The 19,494-nt window shown below is 61.0% G+C and carries 21 protein-coding genes; 18 read left to right on the plus strand and 3 right to left on the minus strand.

What is annotated here, in order from left to right:
* The first annotated feature begins 62 nt into the window (after positions 1-62).
* From hisB to coaA, 9 genes are all read left to right on the plus strand, one after another.
* Positions 63-671 (plus strand): imidazoleglycerol-phosphate dehydratase HisB, encoded by a 609-nt coding sequence (hisB, locus tag OLZ32_RS34250; protein ID WP_003544176.1) that lies wholly within the window; start codon positions 63-65, stop codon positions 669-671.
* Positions 672-693: 22 nt separating this feature from the next.
* Positions 694-1,179: a DUF2628 domain-containing protein gene (locus OLZ32_RS34255; RefSeq protein ID WP_264424761.1), complete on the plus strand. Its 486-nt coding sequence runs from the start codon at positions 694-696 to the stop codon at positions 1,177-1,179.
* A gap of 2 nt (positions 1,180-1,181) precedes the next feature.
* Positions 1,182-1,832 (plus strand): imidazole glycerol phosphate synthase subunit HisH, encoded by a 651-nt coding sequence (gene hisH, locus OLZ32_RS34260; RefSeq protein WP_003544174.1) that lies wholly within the window; start codon positions 1,182-1,184, stop codon positions 1,830-1,832.
* Positions 1,833-1,958: 126 nt separating this feature from the next.
* The gene (locus OLZ32_RS34265; RefSeq protein ID WP_264424762.1) at positions 1,959-2,141 is read left to right on the plus strand and encodes a hypothetical protein; all 183 of its coding nucleotides are present in this window, start codon (positions 1,959-1,961) and stop codon (positions 2,139-2,141) included.
* On the plus strand, positions 2,138-2,695 hold the full coding sequence (locus OLZ32_RS34270; protein ID WP_003544171.1) for a hypothetical protein: 558 nt from the start codon (positions 2,138-2,140) through the stop codon (positions 2,693-2,695). Before OLZ32_RS34265 ends, OLZ32_RS34270 begins: the two co-directional genes overlap by 4 nt.
* Before the next feature lie 6 nt (positions 2,696-2,701).
* Positions 2,702-3,448 (plus strand): 1-(5-phosphoribosyl)-5-[(5-phosphoribosylamino)methylideneamino]imidazole-4-carboxamide isomerase, encoded by a 747-nt coding sequence (hisA, locus tag OLZ32_RS34275; RefSeq protein ID WP_003544169.1) that lies wholly within the window; start codon positions 2,702-2,704, stop codon positions 3,446-3,448.
* Positions 3,449-4,237 carry an imidazole glycerol phosphate synthase subunit HisF gene (gene hisF, locus OLZ32_RS34280; protein ID WP_003544168.1) on the plus strand — a complete coding sequence of 263 codons (789 nt, stop codon included), beginning with the start codon at positions 3,449-3,451 and terminating at the stop codon, positions 4,235-4,237. It begins immediately after the preceding gene.
* Between the two features lie 17 nt (positions 4,238-4,254).
* On the plus strand, positions 4,255-4,578 hold the full coding sequence (locus OLZ32_RS34285; protein ID WP_264424763.1) for a phosphoribosyl-ATP diphosphatase: 324 nt from the start codon (positions 4,255-4,257) through the stop codon (positions 4,576-4,578).
* On the plus strand, positions 4,575-5,570 hold the full coding sequence (gene coaA, locus OLZ32_RS34290; RefSeq protein ID WP_003544165.1) for a type I pantothenate kinase: 996 nt from the start codon (positions 4,575-4,577) through the stop codon (positions 5,568-5,570). Before OLZ32_RS34285 ends, coaA begins: the two co-directional genes overlap by 4 nt.
* A gap of 115 nt (positions 5,571-5,685) precedes the next feature.
* Here the strand turns inward: coaA and OLZ32_RS34295 are convergent, their stop codons facing one another.
* The 3 genes from OLZ32_RS34295 to OLZ32_RS34305 form a co-directional block, all read right to left on the minus strand.
* Entirely contained in the window at positions 5,686-6,297 is a 612-nt protein-coding gene (locus OLZ32_RS34295; protein WP_003544164.1) for an alpha-ketoglutarate-dependent dioxygenase AlkB, read from the minus strand.
* A gap of 1 nt (position 6,298) precedes the next feature.
* Positions 6,299-6,742 carry an alternative ribosome rescue aminoacyl-tRNA hydrolase ArfB gene (gene arfB, locus OLZ32_RS34300; RefSeq protein WP_003544163.1) on the minus strand — a complete coding sequence of 148 codons (444 nt, stop codon included), beginning with the start codon at positions 6,740-6,742 and terminating at the stop codon, positions 6,299-6,301.
* A gap of 204 nt (positions 6,743-6,946) precedes the next feature.
* The gene (locus OLZ32_RS34305; protein ID WP_003544161.1) at positions 6,947-8,557 is read right to left on the minus strand and encodes a phosphoenolpyruvate carboxykinase; all 1,611 of its coding nucleotides are present in this window, start codon (positions 8,555-8,557) and stop codon (positions 6,947-6,949) included.
* A gap of 337 nt (positions 8,558-8,894) precedes the next feature.
* On the opposite strand from OLZ32_RS34305, the gene OLZ32_RS34310 reads away from it, so the two are divergent.
* From OLZ32_RS34310 to OLZ32_RS34350, 9 genes are all read left to right on the plus strand, one after another.
* Positions 8,895-9,629, plus strand: coding sequence for a response regulator transcription factor (locus OLZ32_RS34310; RefSeq protein ID WP_003544146.1), 735 nt, complete (start codon positions 8,895-8,897; stop codon positions 9,627-9,629).
* 185 nt (positions 9,630-9,814) lie between these two features.
* A complete protein-coding gene (locus tag OLZ32_RS34315) occupies positions 9,815-11,605 on the plus strand; it encodes a sensor histidine kinase (protein ID WP_017989882.1) in 1,791 nt (596 codons plus the stop codon).
* A complete protein-coding gene (locus OLZ32_RS34320) occupies positions 11,602-12,054 on the plus strand; it encodes an HPr kinase/phosphorylase (RefSeq protein WP_017989881.1) in 453 nt (150 codons plus the stop codon). The genes OLZ32_RS34315 and OLZ32_RS34320 overlap by 4 nt, the downstream gene beginning before the upstream one ends.
* 148 nt (positions 12,055-12,202) lie before the next feature.
* A complete protein-coding gene (locus OLZ32_RS34325; protein ID WP_003544139.1) occupies positions 12,203-12,604 on the plus strand; it encodes a PTS sugar transporter subunit IIA in 402 nt (133 codons plus the stop codon).
* Between the two features lie 9 nt (positions 12,605-12,613).
* Entirely contained in the window at positions 12,614-12,889 is a 276-nt protein-coding gene (locus OLZ32_RS34330) for an HPr family phosphocarrier protein (protein WP_017989880.1), read from the plus strand.
* Positions 12,890-13,045: 156 nt separating this feature from the next.
* Positions 13,046-14,446 (plus strand): adenosylhomocysteinase, encoded by a 1,401-nt coding sequence (gene ahcY / locus OLZ32_RS34335; RefSeq protein ID WP_003544127.1) that lies wholly within the window; start codon positions 13,046-13,048, stop codon positions 14,444-14,446.
* 203 nt (positions 14,447-14,649) lie between these two features.
* Positions 14,650-17,235 carry a sensor histidine kinase gene (locus OLZ32_RS34340; RefSeq protein ID WP_017989879.1) on the plus strand — a complete coding sequence of 862 codons (2,586 nt, stop codon included), beginning with the start codon at positions 14,650-14,652 and terminating at the stop codon, positions 17,233-17,235.
* Positions 17,232-18,749: a tRNA (adenosine(37)-N6)-threonylcarbamoyltransferase complex ATPase subunit type 1 TsaE gene (gene tsaE, locus OLZ32_RS34345; protein ID WP_264424765.1), complete on the plus strand. Its 1,518-nt coding sequence runs from the start codon at positions 17,232-17,234 to the stop codon at positions 18,747-18,749. Before OLZ32_RS34340 ends, tsaE begins: the two co-directional genes overlap by 4 nt.
* 13 nt (positions 18,750-18,762) lie before the next feature.
* Entirely contained in the window at positions 18,763-19,494 is a 732-nt protein-coding gene (locus OLZ32_RS34350; RefSeq protein ID WP_003544121.1) for a nucleotidyltransferase family protein, read from the plus strand.

The following is a 19,494-nucleotide window of genomic DNA, read 5'->3' on the forward strand; positions in this document are numbered from 1 at the left end:
GGCTTCTGGATATTTCCCGATGCGCCTGATAAGGAACGGCCTTATTCCCGATGGAGGGCCATATGGCCGAGACCGCAGCAAGCCGCACCGGCAGCGTTTCCCGCAAGACCAACGAAACCTCGATTTCCGTTTCCGTCAATCTCGACGGCACCGGCAAATCGACGATCTCGACGGGCGTCGGCTTCTTCGACCATATGCTCGACCAGCTTTCGCGACATTCCCTCATCGACATGGAGATCGATGCCAAGGGCGACCTGCATATCGACGACCATCATACGGTCGAAGATACCGGCATCGCCATCGGCCAGGCGATCTCCAAGGCACTCGGCGACCGGCGCGGCATCACCCGCTACGCTTCGATCGATCTCGCCATGGACGAGACGATGACCAAGGCTGCGGTCGATCTTTCCGGCCGGCCGTTCCTCGTCTGGAATGTCGCCTTCAGCGCGCCGAAGATCGGCACTTTCGACACTGAGCTCGTTCGCGAATTCTTCCATGCGCTCGCTCAGAATGCCGGCATCACCTTGCATATTCTCAACCATTATGGCGCCAACAATCACCATATTGCCGAGACATGCTTCAAGGCCGTTGCCCGCGCGTTGCGCACGGCGACAGAGATCGATCCGAGACAGGCGGGCCGTGTTCCCTCGACCAAGGGCACGCTCGTCTGAGCCCTTCAAGGGAGCGGCGGCAATGACATCCAGCTATATCTTCCTGACACCGCCCGGCGGCACGAGCGCCACGGCCGATGAGACGCGAACTATCCGTGACGGCTTCACGCTGCTCGGCTTCCTGTTTCCATGGATTTGGCTGCTGGCGCATCGGCTTTGGCTGCATGCGGCCGCGGCCTTTCTGCTGCAGGGGATTGGTGGTGCGCTGATGGACGAACCAGGCCTGGGGCCGGCAGGAGCGGCAATCCTGCTGGGCGTGAATATGCTGGTCGGTCTCGAGGGCCAGAATTTCCGTGTCCGCAACCTTGCTGCCAAAGGCTGGAACGAAGACGCACTCATTGCAGCCGATACGATCGGCACTGCCGAGCAGGTCTATTTTTCGGACAGGGCGGCTATCGCAGTTGGTGACGACGCCACGGCACCGGACTGGCAGAACAAGGCCCTTCCGAACGGCCCGCACGGCGATGCAACATCGCTTGGTCTCTTTGGTTTTGGTGGAGGACGCTGACGATGCGCGTCGCGATTATCGACTATGGCTCCGGTAACCTGCGCTCGGCGACCAAGGCTTTCGAGCGTGCCGCCCACGAAGCTGGCATCGATGCCCATATCGATCTCACCGACAGGGCGGAGGATGTTGCCGCAGCCGATCGTATCGTGCTTCCCGGTGTCGGCGCCTATGCCGATTGCCGGCGCGGCCTCGATGCCGTGCCTGATATGGCCGAGGTGCTGATCGAGGCTGTCGAGAAGAAGGCGCGGCCGTTCCTCGGCATTTGCGTCGGCATGCAGCTCATGTCCTCGCGCGGCCTCGAGAAGACCGTGACGCAGGGTTTCGGCTGGATTCCCGGTAACGTCGTCGAGATGACGCCGGATGATCCGGCACTCAAGATCCCGCAGATCGGCTGGAACACACTCGACCTGAAGCGCGAACATCCGCTCTTCGAAGGAATTCCGACGGGGTCGCAGGGACTGCATGCCTATTTCGTGCATTCCTACCATCTTGCCGCCGAAAACGCCGAGGATGTTATTGCGACGGCCGATTATGGCGGTCCGATGACCGCTTTCGTCGGGCGCGACAACATGGTCGGAGCGCAGTTTCACCCGGAAAAGAGTCAGAAGCTCGGCCTGGCCCTGATCGCCAATTTTCTGCGCTGGAACCCGTAGAGCTTGTTCAAGCAATTCCCGATGCAAACCCGCTGCGCAGTTTTGCTGGAATTGCTCCAAGGGCTGGCTTTTAATACAGCCGCCTTATTTCCTCTGTAAGGAAATGGCGGAACAGGAGTGCGCTCGATGCCGGCGTCGCGGAAATCAGGCAAGGTGCTCTACACATTGCGGCCCTCCAGGGAAGGCTTGCCGCCCTTTTCTGATATCAAGCTTCCCGGCGGCACGGTCATCCGCCGTGTCGACGAAGCCATCCACAGGAAGGCGCTTTCCAACGCGGCCAAGGCGCTGAACGAAAGGCTGGACCGATGATCCATGACTCTTTCCCCGCAAACGACGGTTCGAGCCGGCGGCAAAACGGGGTCAGCGCCGGCGATATCGCCGAGGCCGTGCTGGAATTCTATATCGAAGGTGAGGACGATCTGATCGGCCTGCTCGCCTACGCACTCTACGAGCGGCAAAAGCGCGATTTCGTTCTCAGCCATCGCAAGCGAAATGCCGGCCGTTCGCCCGATGAGGCCGAGCTTGCCGCCGTCAACAGCAATTATCTCTCGACCGACCTGCGCAACACGCTGCGCGACCGCGCCTCGCAAATCCTTTCGAGTTATGCCGAAACCTATGTCGAGGCGATGGAGCCGCAGATCCGGCTGACCGCCGTCAACAGCGATGCATTGCGCCAGGTACGAAACATCGAGAAATCGATCAAGAGGCGCCTGGGCTTCTGGCGTCAGGTCCGGGCCGGCTTTGCCGTCACCCTGCTCCTCCTTCTGCTTTTCGGCGCGGCGGCCATTGCCGCTGTCTTTTTCCAATCGGATATCGTAGATGCGTGGAAAGCGCTGATGGTACCGACCAGTTTACGGACGTAAGACGACATGATCCTTTTTCCCGCGATCGACCTGAAAGGCGGCCAATGCGTCCGCTTGAAGCTCGGCGACATGCAGCAGGCGACAGTCTACAACACCAATCCGGCCGCCCAAGCGAGATCCTTCGAAGATCAGGGTTTCGAATGGCTGCATGTGGTCGATCTCGACGGCGCCTTCGCGGGACATTCGGCCAATGGCGATGCCGTCGAAGCGATCTTGAAGGCAACGGACAATCCCGTGCAGCTCGGCGGCGGCATTCGCACCCTCGATCATATCGAGGCCTGGCTGTCGCGAGGGCTGCGGCGCGTCATTCTCGGCACCGTCGCGGTTAGAAATCCGGCGCTGGTGATCGAGGCCTGCCGGAAATTTCCTGGTCATGTCGCCGTCGGCATCGATGCCAAGGGCGGCAAGGTGGCCGTCGAGGGCTGGGCGGAGGCCTCCGAACTCGGTATCATCGAGCTCGCCAGGAAATTCGAGGGCGCCGGCGTCGCCGCGATCATCTACACCGATATCGACCGTGACGGCATTCTGGCCGGCATCAACTGGAGTTCGACGCTGGAACTTGCCGACGCCGTTTCCATTCCCGTCATCGCCTCGGGCGGCCTTGCCTCTCTCGACGATATCCGCCGCATGCTGGAGCCCGATGCGCGGAAGCTGGAAGGGGCGATTTCAGGCCGTGCCCTTTATGACGGCCGTATCGATCCCAAGGAAGCGCTGGCGCTGATCAAGGCGGCCCGGGCCAAGGAGACCGCATAAATGACCCTCAAGGCCCGTGTCATTCCCTGCCTCGACGTCAAGGACGGCCGTGTCGTCAAGGGCGTCAACTTCCTCAATCTCGTCGATGCCGGCGATCCCGTCGAAGCCGCGAAGGCTTATGATGCGGCCGGCGCCGACGAACTCTGCTTCCTCGACATCACCGCTTCTTCGGACAATCGCGAGACGATCTTCGATGTCGTGTCGCGCACGGCCGACCAATGCTTCATGCCGCTGACGGTCGGCGGCGGGGTGCGTACCATCGCCGATATCCGTAAGCTGTTGCTGTGCGGTGCCGACAAGGTCTCGATCAATTCGGCAGCCGTCAGCAATCCCGACTTCGTCACCGAGGCAGCCGACAAGTTCGGCGACCAGTGCATCGTCGTCTCGATCGACGCCAAGCGCCGGCGCACGCAGGCGGTCGGCGGCGACAATCTCAGCGCCTGGGAAATCTATACCCATGGCGGCCGCAACGCGACCGGCATCGATGCCGTCGAATTCGCCCAGAAAATGGTGGCGCGCGGCGCCGGCGAGCTGCTGGTCACCTCGATGGACCGCGACGGCACAAAGGTCGGCTACGATCTGGAGCTGACGCGGGCGATCGCCGATGCGGTGCGTGTGCCCGTCATCGCGTCCGGCGGCGTCGGCGATCTCGACGATCTCGTCGCCGGGGTGAAGGATGGCCATGCCAATGCGGTGCTTGCCGCGTCGATCTTCCACTTCGGCACCTATTCCGTCAGCGAGGCGAAGCACTATATGTCGAAGTGCGGCATCGACATGCGTCTCGACTGAACTTTGAAAGCGGACCTATGAGCGGATTTTCCCTTTCCGATCTCGAAAGCATCGTCGCAGAACGATCGAATGCCTCGCCGGAGCAATCCTGGACAGCCAAGCTCGTGGCCGCCGGCCAGCCGAAAGCGGCAAAGAAGCTCGGTGAAGAGGCGATCGAAGCCGTGATGGCGGCGGTGACCGGCGACCGCGACAATCTGACCTATGAGGCCGCCGATGTGCTCTATCACCTATTGGTCGTATTGAAGATTGCTGAAATACCGTTAGAGAATGTCATGGCCGAGCTCGAGCGCAGAACCGCGCAGTCCGGCCTCAAGGAAAAGGCCAGCCGGCAGAGTTCATGAGTATCGCGACTGAGATTATCGGGGTGCCGGAAACGTTGGATCACTTCCAGTCGGAATCCTATTCGCCCTACCACTTCTTCTCTTCCGAACAATGGGCGAAATTCCGCGCCGACACGCCGTTGACGCTGACGAGCGACGAGGTCAAACGGCTGCGTTCGATGGGCGATCCGATCGATCTCGACGAGGTCCGGCGCATCTATCTGTCGCTGTCGCGGCTGCTCTCGGCACATGTCGAATCCTCGCAGATGCTGTTTGAACAGCGCAACCGCTTCCTCAGCCTGTCCGATGTGACGAAGACGCCCTTCGTCATCGGCATCGCCGGCTCGGTCGCGGTGGGAAAATCGACCACCGCCCGTATCCTCAAGGAGCTCCTGGGGCGCTGGCCTTCCAGCCCGAAGGTCGATCTCGTCACCACCGACGGCTTCCTGCATCCGAACGCCGTGCTGCAGCGGGAAAAGCTGATGCAGCGCAAGGGCTTTCCGGAAAGCTACGACACGGGTGCGATCCTGCGCTTCCTCTCGGCGATCAAGGCCGGGCGGCCGGATGTGAAGGCGCCCAGCTATTCGCACCTCGTCTACGACGTGCTGCCGGACGAATACAAGATCGTCGACCGGCCCGACATCCTGATCTTCGAGGGCATCAACGTGCTGCAATCGCGCGACCTGCCTGCCGGCGGCAAGATCGTGCCGATGGTCTCCGACTTCTTCGACTTCTCGATCTATATCGATGCCGCCGAAGACGAGATCCACAACTGGTATGTCACGCGCTTCATGCGGCTGCGCGAGACCGCCTTCCGCGATCCGAATTCCTATTTCCATCGCTATGCCTCGATCAGCGACGCGGAAGCGCTCGAAATCGCCGAAGATCTTTGGGCAAACATCAACCTGAAGAACCTGCGACAGAACATTCTACCGACGCGCCCACGCGCCGATCTCATCCTGAAAAAGGGCAAGGATCACCTGATCGAGCAGGTCGCGCTGCGAAAACTATAGCGGCGGTCGATAGAGCCTTTCCGTTTTTCTTCGAATCACGGAAACGCTCTATCGCTTTGTTTTTACGCAATTCCGGACGCAAAACCGCTGCGCACTTTTGCTGGAATTGCTCTAGTCAGGGATTGACGCGGCGGAGGGTCAGATTGATGCGGCCGCCATTCTTCAGCAGCGTCGACGTCGCCGGATGGATCCGGTCGACGCCATGGAAACACAGCCTCCCCTCGCCGCCCAGCACGACCAGATCACCGCTCGAAAGCTTGAAAGATAGCGTGCGATCATTGCGGCTGAGGCCGCCGACGCGAAAGAGGCAGCTGTTGCCGAGCGAGATCGAGACGACCGGGGCTTTGAGATCCTGTTCGTCCTTGTCCTGATGCAAGCCCATGCGCGCTTCGTCGGAGTAGAAATTGACGAGGCAGGCTTCCGGCGGCTTGTCATAACCCGAAACGTCATTCCAGATATCGAGCAATTGCTGCGGCATATCAGGCCAGGGTCTGCCGGTTGCCGGGTGTGTTGGCTGGTAGCGATAGCCGCGCTCTTTGTCCGTCACCCAGCCGAGCGGCCCGCAATTGGTCATGCGCACGGACATCGGCTTGCCGGTACCGGGCATGGCGGGCACATAAAGCGGCGCTTCGGCGACGACGGTACGGATCACCTCGACCAATGCTTCCTGACACGCTCGGTCGAGGTAACCGGGGAGATGGCGGATGCCGCTCAAGAACTCCGGCATGTCACTCACCGCTGCCGCCGCCGGGGCGGCTGCGCATTTTCTTGACTTCCGAGCGACCGGATTTTTCCTTCAGGCGGCGTTCGACCGAACCCTTGGTCGGCCTGGTCTTCTTGCGCGGCGGCGGCGGCGGCTTGGCGGCCTCGAGGATCAGTTCCTTCAGCCGGTCTCGCGCATCCTCGCGGTTGCGGTCTTGGCTGCGAAACCGGCTCGCCTCGATCATCAGCACGCCGTCCTTCGACAAACGCCGGCCGGCGAGCTTGATCGCATTGGTTTTGACACGATCATTGAGGGACGGCGAATTCGCGATGTTGAAGAACAGCTGGACAGCGGTCGAGACCTTGTTGACATTCTGCCCGCCGGGACCGCCCGCCAGAACGAACTGTTCCGTCAGCTCCCATCCCGCGATGGTGATCCTGTCATCGATATAGAGCGCGTCGCTGGCCATGCGGCGTTCTATCTCACATCGGCGACGAATTGAAAATATCGGCTGTGACATGGGAAACCCGGCGATCTTGCGATGCCGGGTTTCACGTGAGTCAGCGGCTCGAACATTCCGTTTTTCTTCGAACCACGAAATGCTCTAGTTCTTTGTTTAACGCAATTCCGGACGCAAAACCGCTGCGCACTTTTGCTGGAATTGCTCTGGGCCTTATTCGGCAGCGACCTTCACGCCGGGGGCGGCATCGCGGACGCCGCCGTCGACATGATTTTCGAACTTGGCGAAGTTCGCGATGAACATCGAGACCAGCTTTTCGGCCTGCGCGTCATAGGCTGCCTTGTCGGCCCAGGTCGAGCGTGGATCGAGAATGCTGCCGTCGACGCCGTCGACGGAGACCGGCACTGCGAAGCCGAAGTTCACATCAGCGCGGAATTCGGCCTGTCCGAGTTCGCCGGTCAGGGCGGCAGCGAGAAGCGCACGCGTCGCCTTGATCGGCATGCGCTTGCCGGTGCCATAGGCGCCGCCGGTCCAGCCGGTATTGACAAGCCAGCATTGGACGCCATGACGACCGATCAGCTCCTTGAGCAGATTGCCATATTCGGCCGGATGCCGCGGCATGAATGGAGCGCCGAAGCAGGTGGAGAAGGTCGCTTCCGGCTCGACGACACCCTTTTCGGTGCCGGCCACCTTGGCGGTGTAGCCGGAGAGGAAGTGATACATCGCCTGATCAGGCGTCAATCGCGCGATCGGCGGCATGACGCCAAAGGCATCGGCGGTCAGCATGATGATCGTCTTCGGATGCCCGGCGCGGCCCGTCTTCGAAGCGTTCGGGATGAAGTCCATCGGATAGGCGCAACGGGTGTTCTCGGTCAGCGACCCGTCGTCGAAATCCGGCTCGCGGCTTTCGTTCAGGACGACGTTTTCCAGCACGGTGCCGAAACGCTGCGTCGTCGCGTAGATTTCCGGCTCGGCTTCGGCCGAGAGGCGGATGGTCTTGGCATAGCAGCCGCCTTCGAAGTTGAAGATGCCGTTTTCGCTCCAGCCGTGTTCGTCATCGCCGATCAGCGTCCGGGCCGGATCGGCCGAAAGCGTCGTCTTGCCCGTGCCGGAAAGGCCAAAGAAGACCGCCGCGTCCCCGTCCGGGCCGACATTGGCCGAGCAGTGCATCGGCATCACGCCCTTGGCCGGCAGCAGGTAGTTGAGCACGGTGAAGACCGATTTCTTCATTTCGCCGGCATAGGAGGTGCCGCCGATGAGGACGAGACCGTTGGTGAGATCGCAGGCGATCACCGTTTCCGAACGGCAGCCGTGGCGGGCCGGATCGGCCTTGAAGCTCGGCAGATCGATGATCGTCAGCTTCGGCACGAAGCTGGACAGCGCTGCAGTGTCGGGGCGGATCAGCAGATTGCGGATGAACAGCGAATGCCAGGCGAATTCGGTCACGACGCGGGTCGGCAGGGCATGGCCTTCCTCGGCGCCGCCGACGAGATCCTGGACGAAAAGCTCCTTGCCCGCGGCATGCGCCAGCATATCGTCGCGCAGCACGGCGAAATGCTCGGGCGAGATCGGCTTGTTGTTGTCCCACCAGATTTCGCCATTGGTATTGATATCGCGAACGACGAACTTGTCGCGCGGCGAACGGCCCGTGTGCTGGCCGGTGAGAGCCCGCAATGCGCCTTGAGCGGTCAGTTCGGCTTCGCCCCGGCGGATCGCTTCTTCATAGAGCGCAGCGGCGGAAAAGTTGTAGCGAACGCAGGCTGCGCCGCCCAATCCAACCGTTGCCAGCTCTATTGCCGGGTTATGAACTCCGAACATTTCCATGGCTAGTTCCCTTCGCTCAGGCTCGTTGCCGTTATAACTAATCGCGAAAATACGGGCATAAATTTTAAAACACAAGATGGAAAATTGGAGAAAATGCAGTGATATCAAACAATTAATCGATTTAAATTTATCGCCTCAATTTTAAATCGTTTGAATAGGCCGCGTTTAAACATTCGGGCGCACCACCTAAGATTGCCGGCGAATTTTACGACAATCCTCCCCTTTATCTTTGCCACAATTTGTTCCACCTTTATCCTCCATAAGCGCATCCGGTCACTGAGACCGCCTGGGGAGAGCAAATCCGGGAGATTGCGCACTGATGACGGAGACCAACACCATGCCGACAATCGCGCTCGTTGATGACGACCGCAACATCCTCACCTCGGTGTCGATCGCACTGGAGGCCGAAGGATATAAGGTCGAGACGTATACGGACGGTGCTTCGGCGCTCGACGGCCTGCTGGCCCGACCGCCACAGCTGGCGATCTTCGACATCAAGATGCCGCGCATGGACGGCATGGAACTGCTGCGCCGCCTGCGGCAGAAGTCGGATATTCCGGTCATCTTCCTAACCTCCAAGGATGAGGAGATCGATGAACTCTTCGGCCTGAAGATGGGCGCCGACGATTTTATCACCAAACCGTTTTCTCAGCGTCTGCTGGTAGAGCGTGTGCGCGCCGTCCTGCGCCGCGCGTCAAGCCGCGAAGCCGCCGCCGCCGGCACCAGCCCCACCGGCGCGCCGAAGACCGGCGCGGTGCAGCAGGCCCGCTCGCTGGAGCGCGGGCAGCTGGTCATGGACCAGGAACGCCATACCTGCACCTGGAAGGGCGAGGCCGTGACGCTGACGGTGACCGAATTCCTGATCCTGCATTCACTGGCGCAGCGCCCCGGCGTCGTCAAAAGCCGCGACGCGCTGATGGACGCAGCCTATGACGAACAGGTCTATGTCGACGACCGGACCATCGACAGCCACATCAAGCGGCTGCGCAAGAAATTCAAGATGGTCGACACCGACTTTGATATGATTGAAACACTCTACGGAGTGGGATACCGCTTCCGCGAAGCAGCCTGAGCCCCGAGCGGCGCAGCGCGCTCCTGCATAATTTCCTAAATCGACATCGATTTAAGGATTAAATTATGCAGCAGTTCAAAATGTCGCAGCGTCCTTTGCGCGTCTGAAAAGACGCGCGGCGCTGTCGGAAATATTGAGGGCTGCGGGCCGGTCCATCCGGCCCCGCCCTTCGAAAGGGCCTGTCATTGGCACAGTTGGTGCAGGAAAGGGATCTGGACGATGCGGAGGGCGTGAGCACCCGTCGCGTCCGAGGTCGCCGTTGGTCGCATCCCTTCACGCTGATCCGCCGCATCTTCGGCAATGCCGTCTTTTCGAGCCTGACGCGGCGCATCCTGTTCTTCAATCTCGTCGCGCTGGTGGTGCTCGTCGGCGGCATCCTCTACCTTAACCAGTTCCGCGAGGGATTGATCGACGCTCGCGCCGAAAGCCTGTTGACGCAGGGCGAAATCATCGCCGGCGCCGTTTCGGCCTCAGCGTCCGTCGATACGAACTCGATTACCATCGATCCGCAAAAGCTGCTCGAGCTGCAAGCCGGCCAGAGCATCACCCCGGTGCCGAACGACGAGGACCTTGAATTCCCGATCGATCCCGAAAAGGTCGCGCCGGTCCTGCGCCGGCTGATCTCTCCGACGCGCACGCGCGCCCGCATCTTCGACGCCGATGCCAACCTGCTGCTCGATTCGCGCCATCTCTATTCGCGCGGCCAGGTGCTGCGCTTCGACCTGCCGCCGGTGGAGGAAGAGAAACAGACCTGGAGCGAGTGGTTCGCCACCCTGTTCAACAAGGCGTTGCAACCCGGCAATCTGCCGCTCTATAAGGAAGCGCCGGGCGGCGACGGCTCGATCTATCCCGAAGTGATGAACGCGCTCACCGGCGTGCGCGGCGCAGTCGTGCGCACCACCGAAAAAGGTGAACTCATCGTTTCCGTCGCCGTGCCGATCCAGCGCTTCCGCGCCGTGCTCGGCGTGCTGTTGTTGTCGACGCAGGCGGGCGACATCGACAATATCGTCCATGCCGAGCGGCTTGCCATCATGCGCGTCTTCGGCGTGGCGACACTCGTCAACGTGCTGCTTTCGCTGGTGCTGTCGTCGACCATCGCCAATCCGCTGCGCCGTCTTTCGGCAGCGGCCATCCGTGTGCGCCGCGGCGCCAAGACGCGTGAGGAAATTCCCGACTTCTCTGCCCGCCAGGATGAAATCGGCAACCTTTCGATCGCATTGCGCGAGATGACGACGGCGCTCTACGACCGCATCGATTCGATCGAGAGTTTCGCTGCCGATGTCAGCCACGAGCTCAAGAACCCGCTGACCTCGCTGCGCAGCGCCGTCGAAACGCTGCCGCTTGCCCGATCCGACGATTCCAAGAAGCGGCTGATGGACGTCATCCAGCACGATGTCCGCCGCCTCGACCGGCTGATCAGCGATATCTCCGACGCCTCCCGTCTCGACGCCGAACTCGCACGCGTCGATGCCGGCTCCGTCGATATGGAGGTGCTGCTACGCGACCTCATCGAGGTTTCGCGCCAGGTCAGGAGCACCAAGAAGCAGGTGGAAATCGAATATGCGATCGAACGCAAGCCGAACGTCAAGACGCGCTTCGTCGTCAACGGCCACGATCTACGCATCGGCCAGATCATCGCCAATCTGATCGAGAATGCCCGCTCTTTCGTGCCGGAAAAGGGCGGCAAGATTACCGTGCGGCTGGTGCGGACACGCTCGCGCTGCGTCACCACGATCGAAGACAACGGCCCCGGCATCCAGGCGGAAAATATCGACCGTATCTTCGAGCGCTTCTATACGGACCGGCCGGAGGCGGAAGGCTTCGGCCAGAATTCGGGGCTCGGCCTGTCGATCAGCCGGCAGATCGCCGAAGCGCATGGCGGTTCGCTGAGAGCCGAAAACATCACCGATGCCGAGAGCGGGCATATACTCGGCGCGCGCTTCATCCTCTCTTTGCCGATCGGCGCCGCAGCATGACCGAGGCAGGTTTCAACGTGCATGCGACGGCGATCGTCGTCGGCAAGACGGGGCTGCTGTTCAGCGGCCCCTCCGGCTGGGGAAAGTCGATGCTGGCCTTCACCTGCATGACCGAGGCGCGCCGCCTCGGGCTTTTCACGGCGCTGGTCGCCGACGACCAGGTTCTTCTCTCAAGTGAGGCCGGCGCGGTGATCGCCACGTGCCCGCCGTCGATCACCGGGCTGATCGAACTTCGCGGCACCGGCATCGTTCGTCAGGACCATATTCCAAGGGCGGCCATGCATTATGCCGTGCTTCCGGGCAGCGCTACCGGTGAAGACCGGGTGCCTCCCGAGGGCGAAATGGTGGGCCTTGCCGCCGGTTTTTCACTTCCCGCATTGCGGTTGCTCACAGGCGTTTGCTCACCCCTTGCGATCCTGATGGCAAAAGTGCCGGATATCGGGCGCTGAGGCCTTCCGGATTGGTCAATCTGCCTTATATATTCGCATTTTTATCTTGCACTTCGGCTTTTCATAGCCAAGATGTGCCCCCACCGGTGGACGTAATTGCTGCATTGCGATATTGGGGCCACCGTTTGTATATGGGAGCAGTAATATCATGATCGGACTTGTGCTTGTCACTCATGGCAAGCTGGCTGAAGAGTTTCGTCATGCTGTCGAGCACGTCGTCGGTCCTCAGAAATTCATCGAGACGGTCTGTATTGGCCCCGAAGACGACATGGACCAGAGACGGCAGGACATTCTGGAAGCCGTTTCCGGTGCCGATGATGGCCATGGCGTCGTCATCCTGACCGACATGTTCGGCGGCACGCCGTCCAATCTCGCCATATCAGTCATGAGCAGCGGCCATACCGAAGTCATTGCCGGCGTCAACCTGCCGATGTTGATCAAACTTGCCGGGGTGCGCGGCGAGAACAACATGGAGAAGGCGCTGGTGGAGGCCTCCGAAGCCGGGCGGAAATATATCAATGTCGCGAGCCGTGTGCTCAGCGGAAAATAACGGGCATTCATGACATCGCTCTCCCGGGAACTCCTCATCATCAACAAGCGCGGTCTTCATGCGCGCGCTTCCGCCAAATTCGTGCAGATGGTCGAGACCTTCGATGCCGCCATCACCGTTTCCAAGGATGGAATGACGGTCGGTGGAACCTCCATCATGGGCCTGATGATGCTTGCGGCAAGCCCCGGCTCAAGCGTCGTCGTTTCGGCGAGCGGCAGCCAGGCCAAGGAAGCGCTGGAGGCCCTGGACCTGCTGATCCAGAACAGGTTCGGCGAGGAGATGTGAGCTCCGGCGAGCTCATATAAACATATAAAGACTTCTTTATATCCTTATTGCCATCACCGGCGAAGCCTGCTAAACGGCGGACATGCCGTGCGCTTGCACGTGGGTCATCTTCGCGCCTGCGCCAATTTTGAGACGTTTTTCAGCCTGGAGGCCTCTATGAGCACTGAAAAAGATTATGTCGTCGCCGATATCGGGCTTGCGGATTTCGGCCGCAAGGAAATTACGATCGCCGAAACCGAAATGCCGGGGCTGATGTCCTGCCGCACCGAATTCGGCCAGACAAAGCCGCTGAAGGGCGCGCGCATCACCGGCTCGCTGCACATGACTATCCAGACTGCCGTGCTCATCGAGACGCTGGTCGCGCTCGGCGCCGAAGTCCGCTGGGCCTCGTGCAACATCTTCTCGACGCAGGATCATGCCGCTGCCGCGATCGCCGCTTCCGGCGTGCCTGTCTTCGCCATCAAGGGCGAATCGCTCGAAGATTACTGGGTCTACACCGACAAGATCTTCCAGTGGGCCGATGGCGGCCTTTCCAACATGATCCTCGATGACGGCGGCGACGCCACCATGTACATCCTGCTTGGCGCCCGCGCCGAAGCCGGCGAGGACGTGCTGTCTCACCCGCATTCCGAAGAAGAGGAAATCCTCTTCGCACAGATCAAGAAGCGTCTTGCCGCTTCGCCGGGCTGGTTCACCAAGCAGCGCGACGCGATCAAGGGCGTCACCGAGGAAACGACGACCGGCGTCAACCGCCTTTACCAGCTCAGCCAGAAGGGCCTGCTGCCCTTCCCGGCGATCAACGTCAACGACTCGGTCACCAAGTCGAAGTTCGACAACAAGTATGGCTGCAAGGAATCGCTGGTCGACGGCATCCGCCGCGGCACCGACGTCATGATGGCCGGCAAGGTTGCCGTCGTCTGCGGCTACGGCGACGTCGGCAAGGGTTCTGCCGCTTCGCTCTCCGGTGCCGGCGCCCGCGTCAAGGTGACCGAAGCCGATCCGATCTGCGCATTGCAGGCTGCGATGGACGGTTATGAAGTCGTTCTGCTCGAGGACGTCGTTTCCTCGGCCGATATCTTCATCACCACCACCGGCAACAAGGACGTCATCCGCATCGACCATATGCGAGCGATGAAGGATATGGCGATCGTCGGCAATATCGGTCACTTCGACAACGAAATCGAAGTCGCTGCATTGCGCAATCTCAAGTGGACCAACGTCAAGCCGCAGGTTGACCTGATCGAATTCCCCAAGGGCAACCGCATCATCCTTCTTTCCGAAGGTCGTCTGCTCAACCTCGGCAACGCTACAGGCCATCCGTCCTTCGTGATGTCGGCTTCGTTCACCAACCAGACGCTGGCGCAGATCGAGCTCTTCACCAAGCCCGACCAGTATTCCAACCAGGTCTATATCCTGCCGAAGCATCTCGATGAAAAGGTCGCACGCCTGCATCTCGACAAGCTCGGCGTGAAGCTGACTGAGCTTTCTGCGGAACAGGCTGCCTATATCGGCGTCTCGCCGAAGGGACCGTTCAAGTCCGACCACTACAGATATTGATCTGATCGTTAATATCCACAAGATGTAGAAGCCGCGGCATTGACAAATGCCGCGGCTTATTTTTTGGACGCTCCCTTCCCGCCGATTCCCTTCCGAAGTATTGTTTTAAGACTTGATTCGTGGCGCCGGACCCTGTCCGACCGCTGCGAAAATGGGATGTCTTGTCGTAATGCGGCACATTGAAGGACGGAGACATACCGCGGATGTCGGAAATGAAAAGCAGCCTGCCCAGTCAGGCGGATGATGGCGTTCGCGCCGATCGCCGCCCGCTCATGGCAGGCCAAGGATATCAATCTGCAACGGCACACGAGGCCGTAAAGCAAGAGCACGGACCATTGGCGCGCTTCCTGAAAAGCTGCGCGGCCGGCACGGCGCTTGCCGCTCTCGCGCGCCCGGCTCTGGCACAGGCCGAGCAGCAGGCGGCGGCCACGGCCCACCTCTTCACATCCTCGCAGGTCGTCGGTGTTTCCGTCGTCATCGGCGTCATATCGGCAGCCCTGCTGTCGACGCTGTGGCTCGTGCGCCAGCGCGGCAACCTGGAAAACGAGAGCCGGGAAATCCGCTCGGCGCTCTCCGATGCCCAGCAGCGCATTTCGCAATACCAAGCTCTGATCGCCGACAAGAACCGGCGGATCGTCATCTGGGACGGCAATGCACGCCCCGAACTGCTCGGCCAGCTTCCGCCCGAGACCGGCGCGCCGCAGGACGGCGAATTCCTGGCCTTCGGCCTGTGGCTGAAGTCACGTTCGGCTTCCGAGCTGGAAAAGGCGATCGACCGGCTGCGCGACGAGGCGCAGAGCTTCGACATGGTGGTCGAAACCATCCGCGACGAAATCCTCGAGGCGCAGGGCCGGGTTTCCGGCGGGCGCGCCTTCGTCCGTTTCGTGGCGCTCAACAATCTGCGCGCCGAACTCGCAGAGCTCAGGATCGAACGCGACCGGCTGATGACCTCGATCTCCGCCTTCCAGACCATGCTCGACGCGATCGACATGCCGGCCTGGCAGCGCGATCCGGTGGGCCGCCTCACCTGGGTCAACCAGGCTTATGGCGAGGCGGTCGAGGCGCGATCGCCGCAGCAGGCGATCAATGAAGGCCGCGAGATGTTGACGACCGTCGCGCGCGAACGCATTCGCGCCACGACGACGCCGGAATCGCCCTTCCACGACAAGATCTCGACGGTCGTGCACGGCAACCGCACATTCTTCGACGTCGTCGACGTCAGGGTTCCCGGCGGCTCGGCCGGCATCGCCATCGATGTGTCCGACATAGAGGCAGTGCGCGCCGAGCTGGAACGGACGCTGAAGAGCCATGCCGAAACGCTCGACCATCTCGCCACGCCGGTTGCCATCTTCGACGGCGACCGCCGGCTGCAATTCTACAACCAGGCCTTCGTTGCGCTCTGGGAACTGGATATCGCCTTCCTCGAAGGCCGGCCTGATAATAGCGAGCTGCTCGAGCGGCTGCGGGCGGCCAAGAAGCTGCCGGACCAGCTCAACTGGAAAAGCTGGAAGGAAGCCGCGCTTTCCGTCTATCGCGCGCTCGACACGCAATCCGATCTCTGGCACCTGCCGAACGGGCAGACGCTGCGGGTCTTTGCAACCGCCCATCCGCAGGGCGGCGCCACCTGGGTATTCGAAAACCTGACTGAGCAGGTCGATCTCGAAACGCGCTACAACACGCTGGTCAAGGTGCAGGGCGAAACGATCGACCATCTTTCGGAGGGTGTGGCGGTGTTCGGTCCTGATGGACGCATCCGCCTTTCCAACCCCGCCTTCCGCGCGCTCTGGGGGATCACCGAAACCGAAGCCAAGCCCGGCACCCATATCCGTGCGCTGGGCGAGGCCTGCGCCCCGTCTTATGATCGGCCGGACGGCTGGAAGACATTCGCGGAACTGATCACCAGCTTCGACGACGAACGCCGCTCGGGCCAGGGAACGCTGGAACTCTTCTCCGGCCTGGTGCTCGACTATGCCGTCATCCCGCTGCCGAACGCGCAGACCATGCTGACCTTCGTCAACATGACGGACAGCGTGCGTGCCGAGCGCGCGCTGACCGAGAAGAACGAAGCGTTGCGCAAGGCCGACGAGCTGAAAAACGACTTTGTCCAGCACGTTTCCTATGAACTGCGTTCGCCACTGACCAACATCATCGGCTTCACCGATCTCCTGCGCACGCCGGGCGTCGGGCCGCTTACCGAACGGCAGGCCGAATATATCGACCACATTTCGACCTCGTCCTCGGTTCTGTTGACGCTCGTCAACGATATTCTCGATCTTGCGACCGTCGATGCCGGCATCATGCGTCTCAATTATGCGGATATCGATCTCAACGATCTGCTCGACGACGTCTCGATGCAGATCGCCGACCGCCTCCACGAAAGCGGTGTCGCGCTTGAAATCACCGCACCCGCCTATCTCGGCTCGATCGTTGCAGATCCGCAGCGGCTGAAGCAGATCCTTCTGAAGCTTCTGTCCAATGCGGCGAATTTCTCGCCCGAAGGCACCTCGATCTCGCTGGAATGCCATCGCGAAGGCACGGATTTCGTCTTCGCCGTCAGCGATCGCGGCCCCGGCATCTCGCCTGACATGATCGCGACCGTCTTCGACCGTTTTGCCACGGGAGCGAAAAGCGGCAAACGCGGCGGCGCCGGCCTCGGCCTCTCGATCGTCGACAGTTTCGTCAGTCTGCATCATGGCGATGTGACGATCGACAGCGAGCCCGGCAAGGGCACGACCGTCGTCTGCCGCATCCCCTCGGTCGATGTCCCGCATTCCGCCGCCGCCGAATGACGACCAATGATGCGATCTCGCTTTTCCTGAAAGACGAGGCGGCCACCATCCGCCTCGGTGAAGACCTGGCGCTGGCGCTGAAAGCCGGCGATTGCCTTGCCCTTTCCGGCGATCTCGGCGCGGGGAAATCCTCGCTCGCCCGGGCGATCCTGCGCGCCATCGCCGATGACGAGGGGCTCGAGGTCCCGAGCCCGACCTTCACGTTGGTGCAATCCTACGATCTGCGCATCGCCGTTTCGCATTTCGATCTCTACCGGCTCGGCGATCCGGCCGAACTGACGGAGCTTGGCTTCGACGAGGCCCTGCAGAACGGCATCTGTCTCGTCGAATGGCCGGAGATGGCGGGGAGCGAATTGCCCGCGGAGCGCATCGCGCTGACACTTGAACATGAGGTCAATGGCCGTCGGGCAACGATCGAAGCCGCTGGCGCGCAGAATACACGCATCCGCCGCGTGCTGGCGATCCGCGATTTCCTTGATGCCGCCGGATACCCCGCAGCGAAACGCCGATTCCTGACCGGTGATGCCTCGCTGCGCGCCTATGAGGCGATCTATCCGCAAGCCGGGAACCAACGCATCATCCTGATGGACTGGCCGCCGCTTGCTGAAGGTCCGCCGGTTCTCGACGGCAAACCCTATCCCAAAGTCGCGCATCTTGCCGAAAACGCTTATCCCTTCGTGGCGATCGCCGATACGCTGCGCAAGGACGGTTTTGCGGCGCCCGAAGTCTACAAGGTGGATTATAACAAGGGTATCCTGCTGATCGAAGATCTCGGCAACGAAGGCGTGCTGGATGCCCACGGGCAGCCGGTTATAGAACGCTATCGCGAAAGCGTTGCCTGCCTGGCCAGGCTGCACGCCCTGAAATTTCCGCAGGACATCCCCGTTGGAAAGGGCCATATCCACCATATTCCTGATTTCGACCGCACGGCGATGAAGATGGAGGTGCGGCTGGTGCTCGACTGGCACCTACCCTGGAAGCGTCAGGGCGCAGCCGCAACGGAAGCCGAACGGGCGGAATATCTGGCGATCTGGGACGCGCTCATCGATGAGCTCGCAACGGCCGAGAAGAACCTGCTGCTGCGCGACTTCCATTCGCCGAACATCATCTGGCGCGAACATGAAAGCGGTATTCGCAAGATCGGCCTCATCGATTTCCAGGACGCCATGATCGGCCCCACGGCTTATGACCTTGCCTCGATCGTCCAGGATGCGCGCGTGACGATCGAGCCGGACCTCTTCCGGCAGCTGATGGATGATTATCTGACGCTTCGTCGCGCGGAGCGCGGTTTCGACGAAGCCGGATTTATGAAGACCTGGGCGATCATGTCTGCCCAGCGCAATTGCAAGCTTGCCGGCCTCTGGGTGCGCCTGTTGCAGCGCGACGGCAAGCCGGGCTATCTGAAACATATGCCGCGCACGCTCACCTATCTGAACGTTGCGCTTGAGCATGAAACGCTTGCCCCCTTGCGCGATTGGTGCGCAAGGGCTGGAATAGGCCAGAGCGAATCATAAGTTCCGGATCAAAATGACCATCAGACAAGCCATGGTACTGGCCGCGGGTCTCGGAACCCGCATGCGCCCGATCACCGATAAGATCCCGAAGCCGCTGGTGAAGATCGACGGCAAGCCGATGATCGACTACGCGCTGGATTCGCTGGCGGCGGCCGGCATCGAACGCGCCGTCGTCAACGTTCACCACCACGCCGACCAGATGCTCGACCATCTCGGCAATTATCACGGCCTCGACATCGTCATATCCGACGAGCGGGACGCACTGATGAATTCCGGCGGCGGCTTGGCGAAGGGACTGAGGCTGCTTACCCGCGACAATATCTTCGTCATGAATGCCGATCTCTTCTGGATCGGCGAACAGCCGGGGCGGCCGACGAATCTACAACGCTTAGCCGGATTCTTCGATGCCGAACGCATGGATATGGCGCTGCTTTGTGTTGCGATCGAGGATACGACGGGTCACAACGGCAAGAACGACTTCAGCCTCGCAACCGATGGCCGGCTGACGCGTTATCGTGACGATCCGTCCAATCCCGTCGTCTATGCCGGAGCGATCGTCATGAACCCGTCGTTGCTCGACGATGCACCGAAGGATGCTTTCAACCTCAATATCTATTTCGACAAGGCGATCGCGCGCGGACGGCTTTTCGGCATCGTGCTCGAAGGCCACTGGCTAACGGTCGGAACGCCTGAGGCGATCGGCGAGGCGGAGGAAACGATCCGGCGATTACGGACGTTTGCGTAA

The organism is Rhizobium acaciae, from assembly GCF_025941625.1.
GTDB classification, from domain to species: Bacteria; Pseudomonadota; Alphaproteobacteria; order Rhizobiales; family Rhizobiaceae; genus Rhizobium; species Rhizobium acaciae.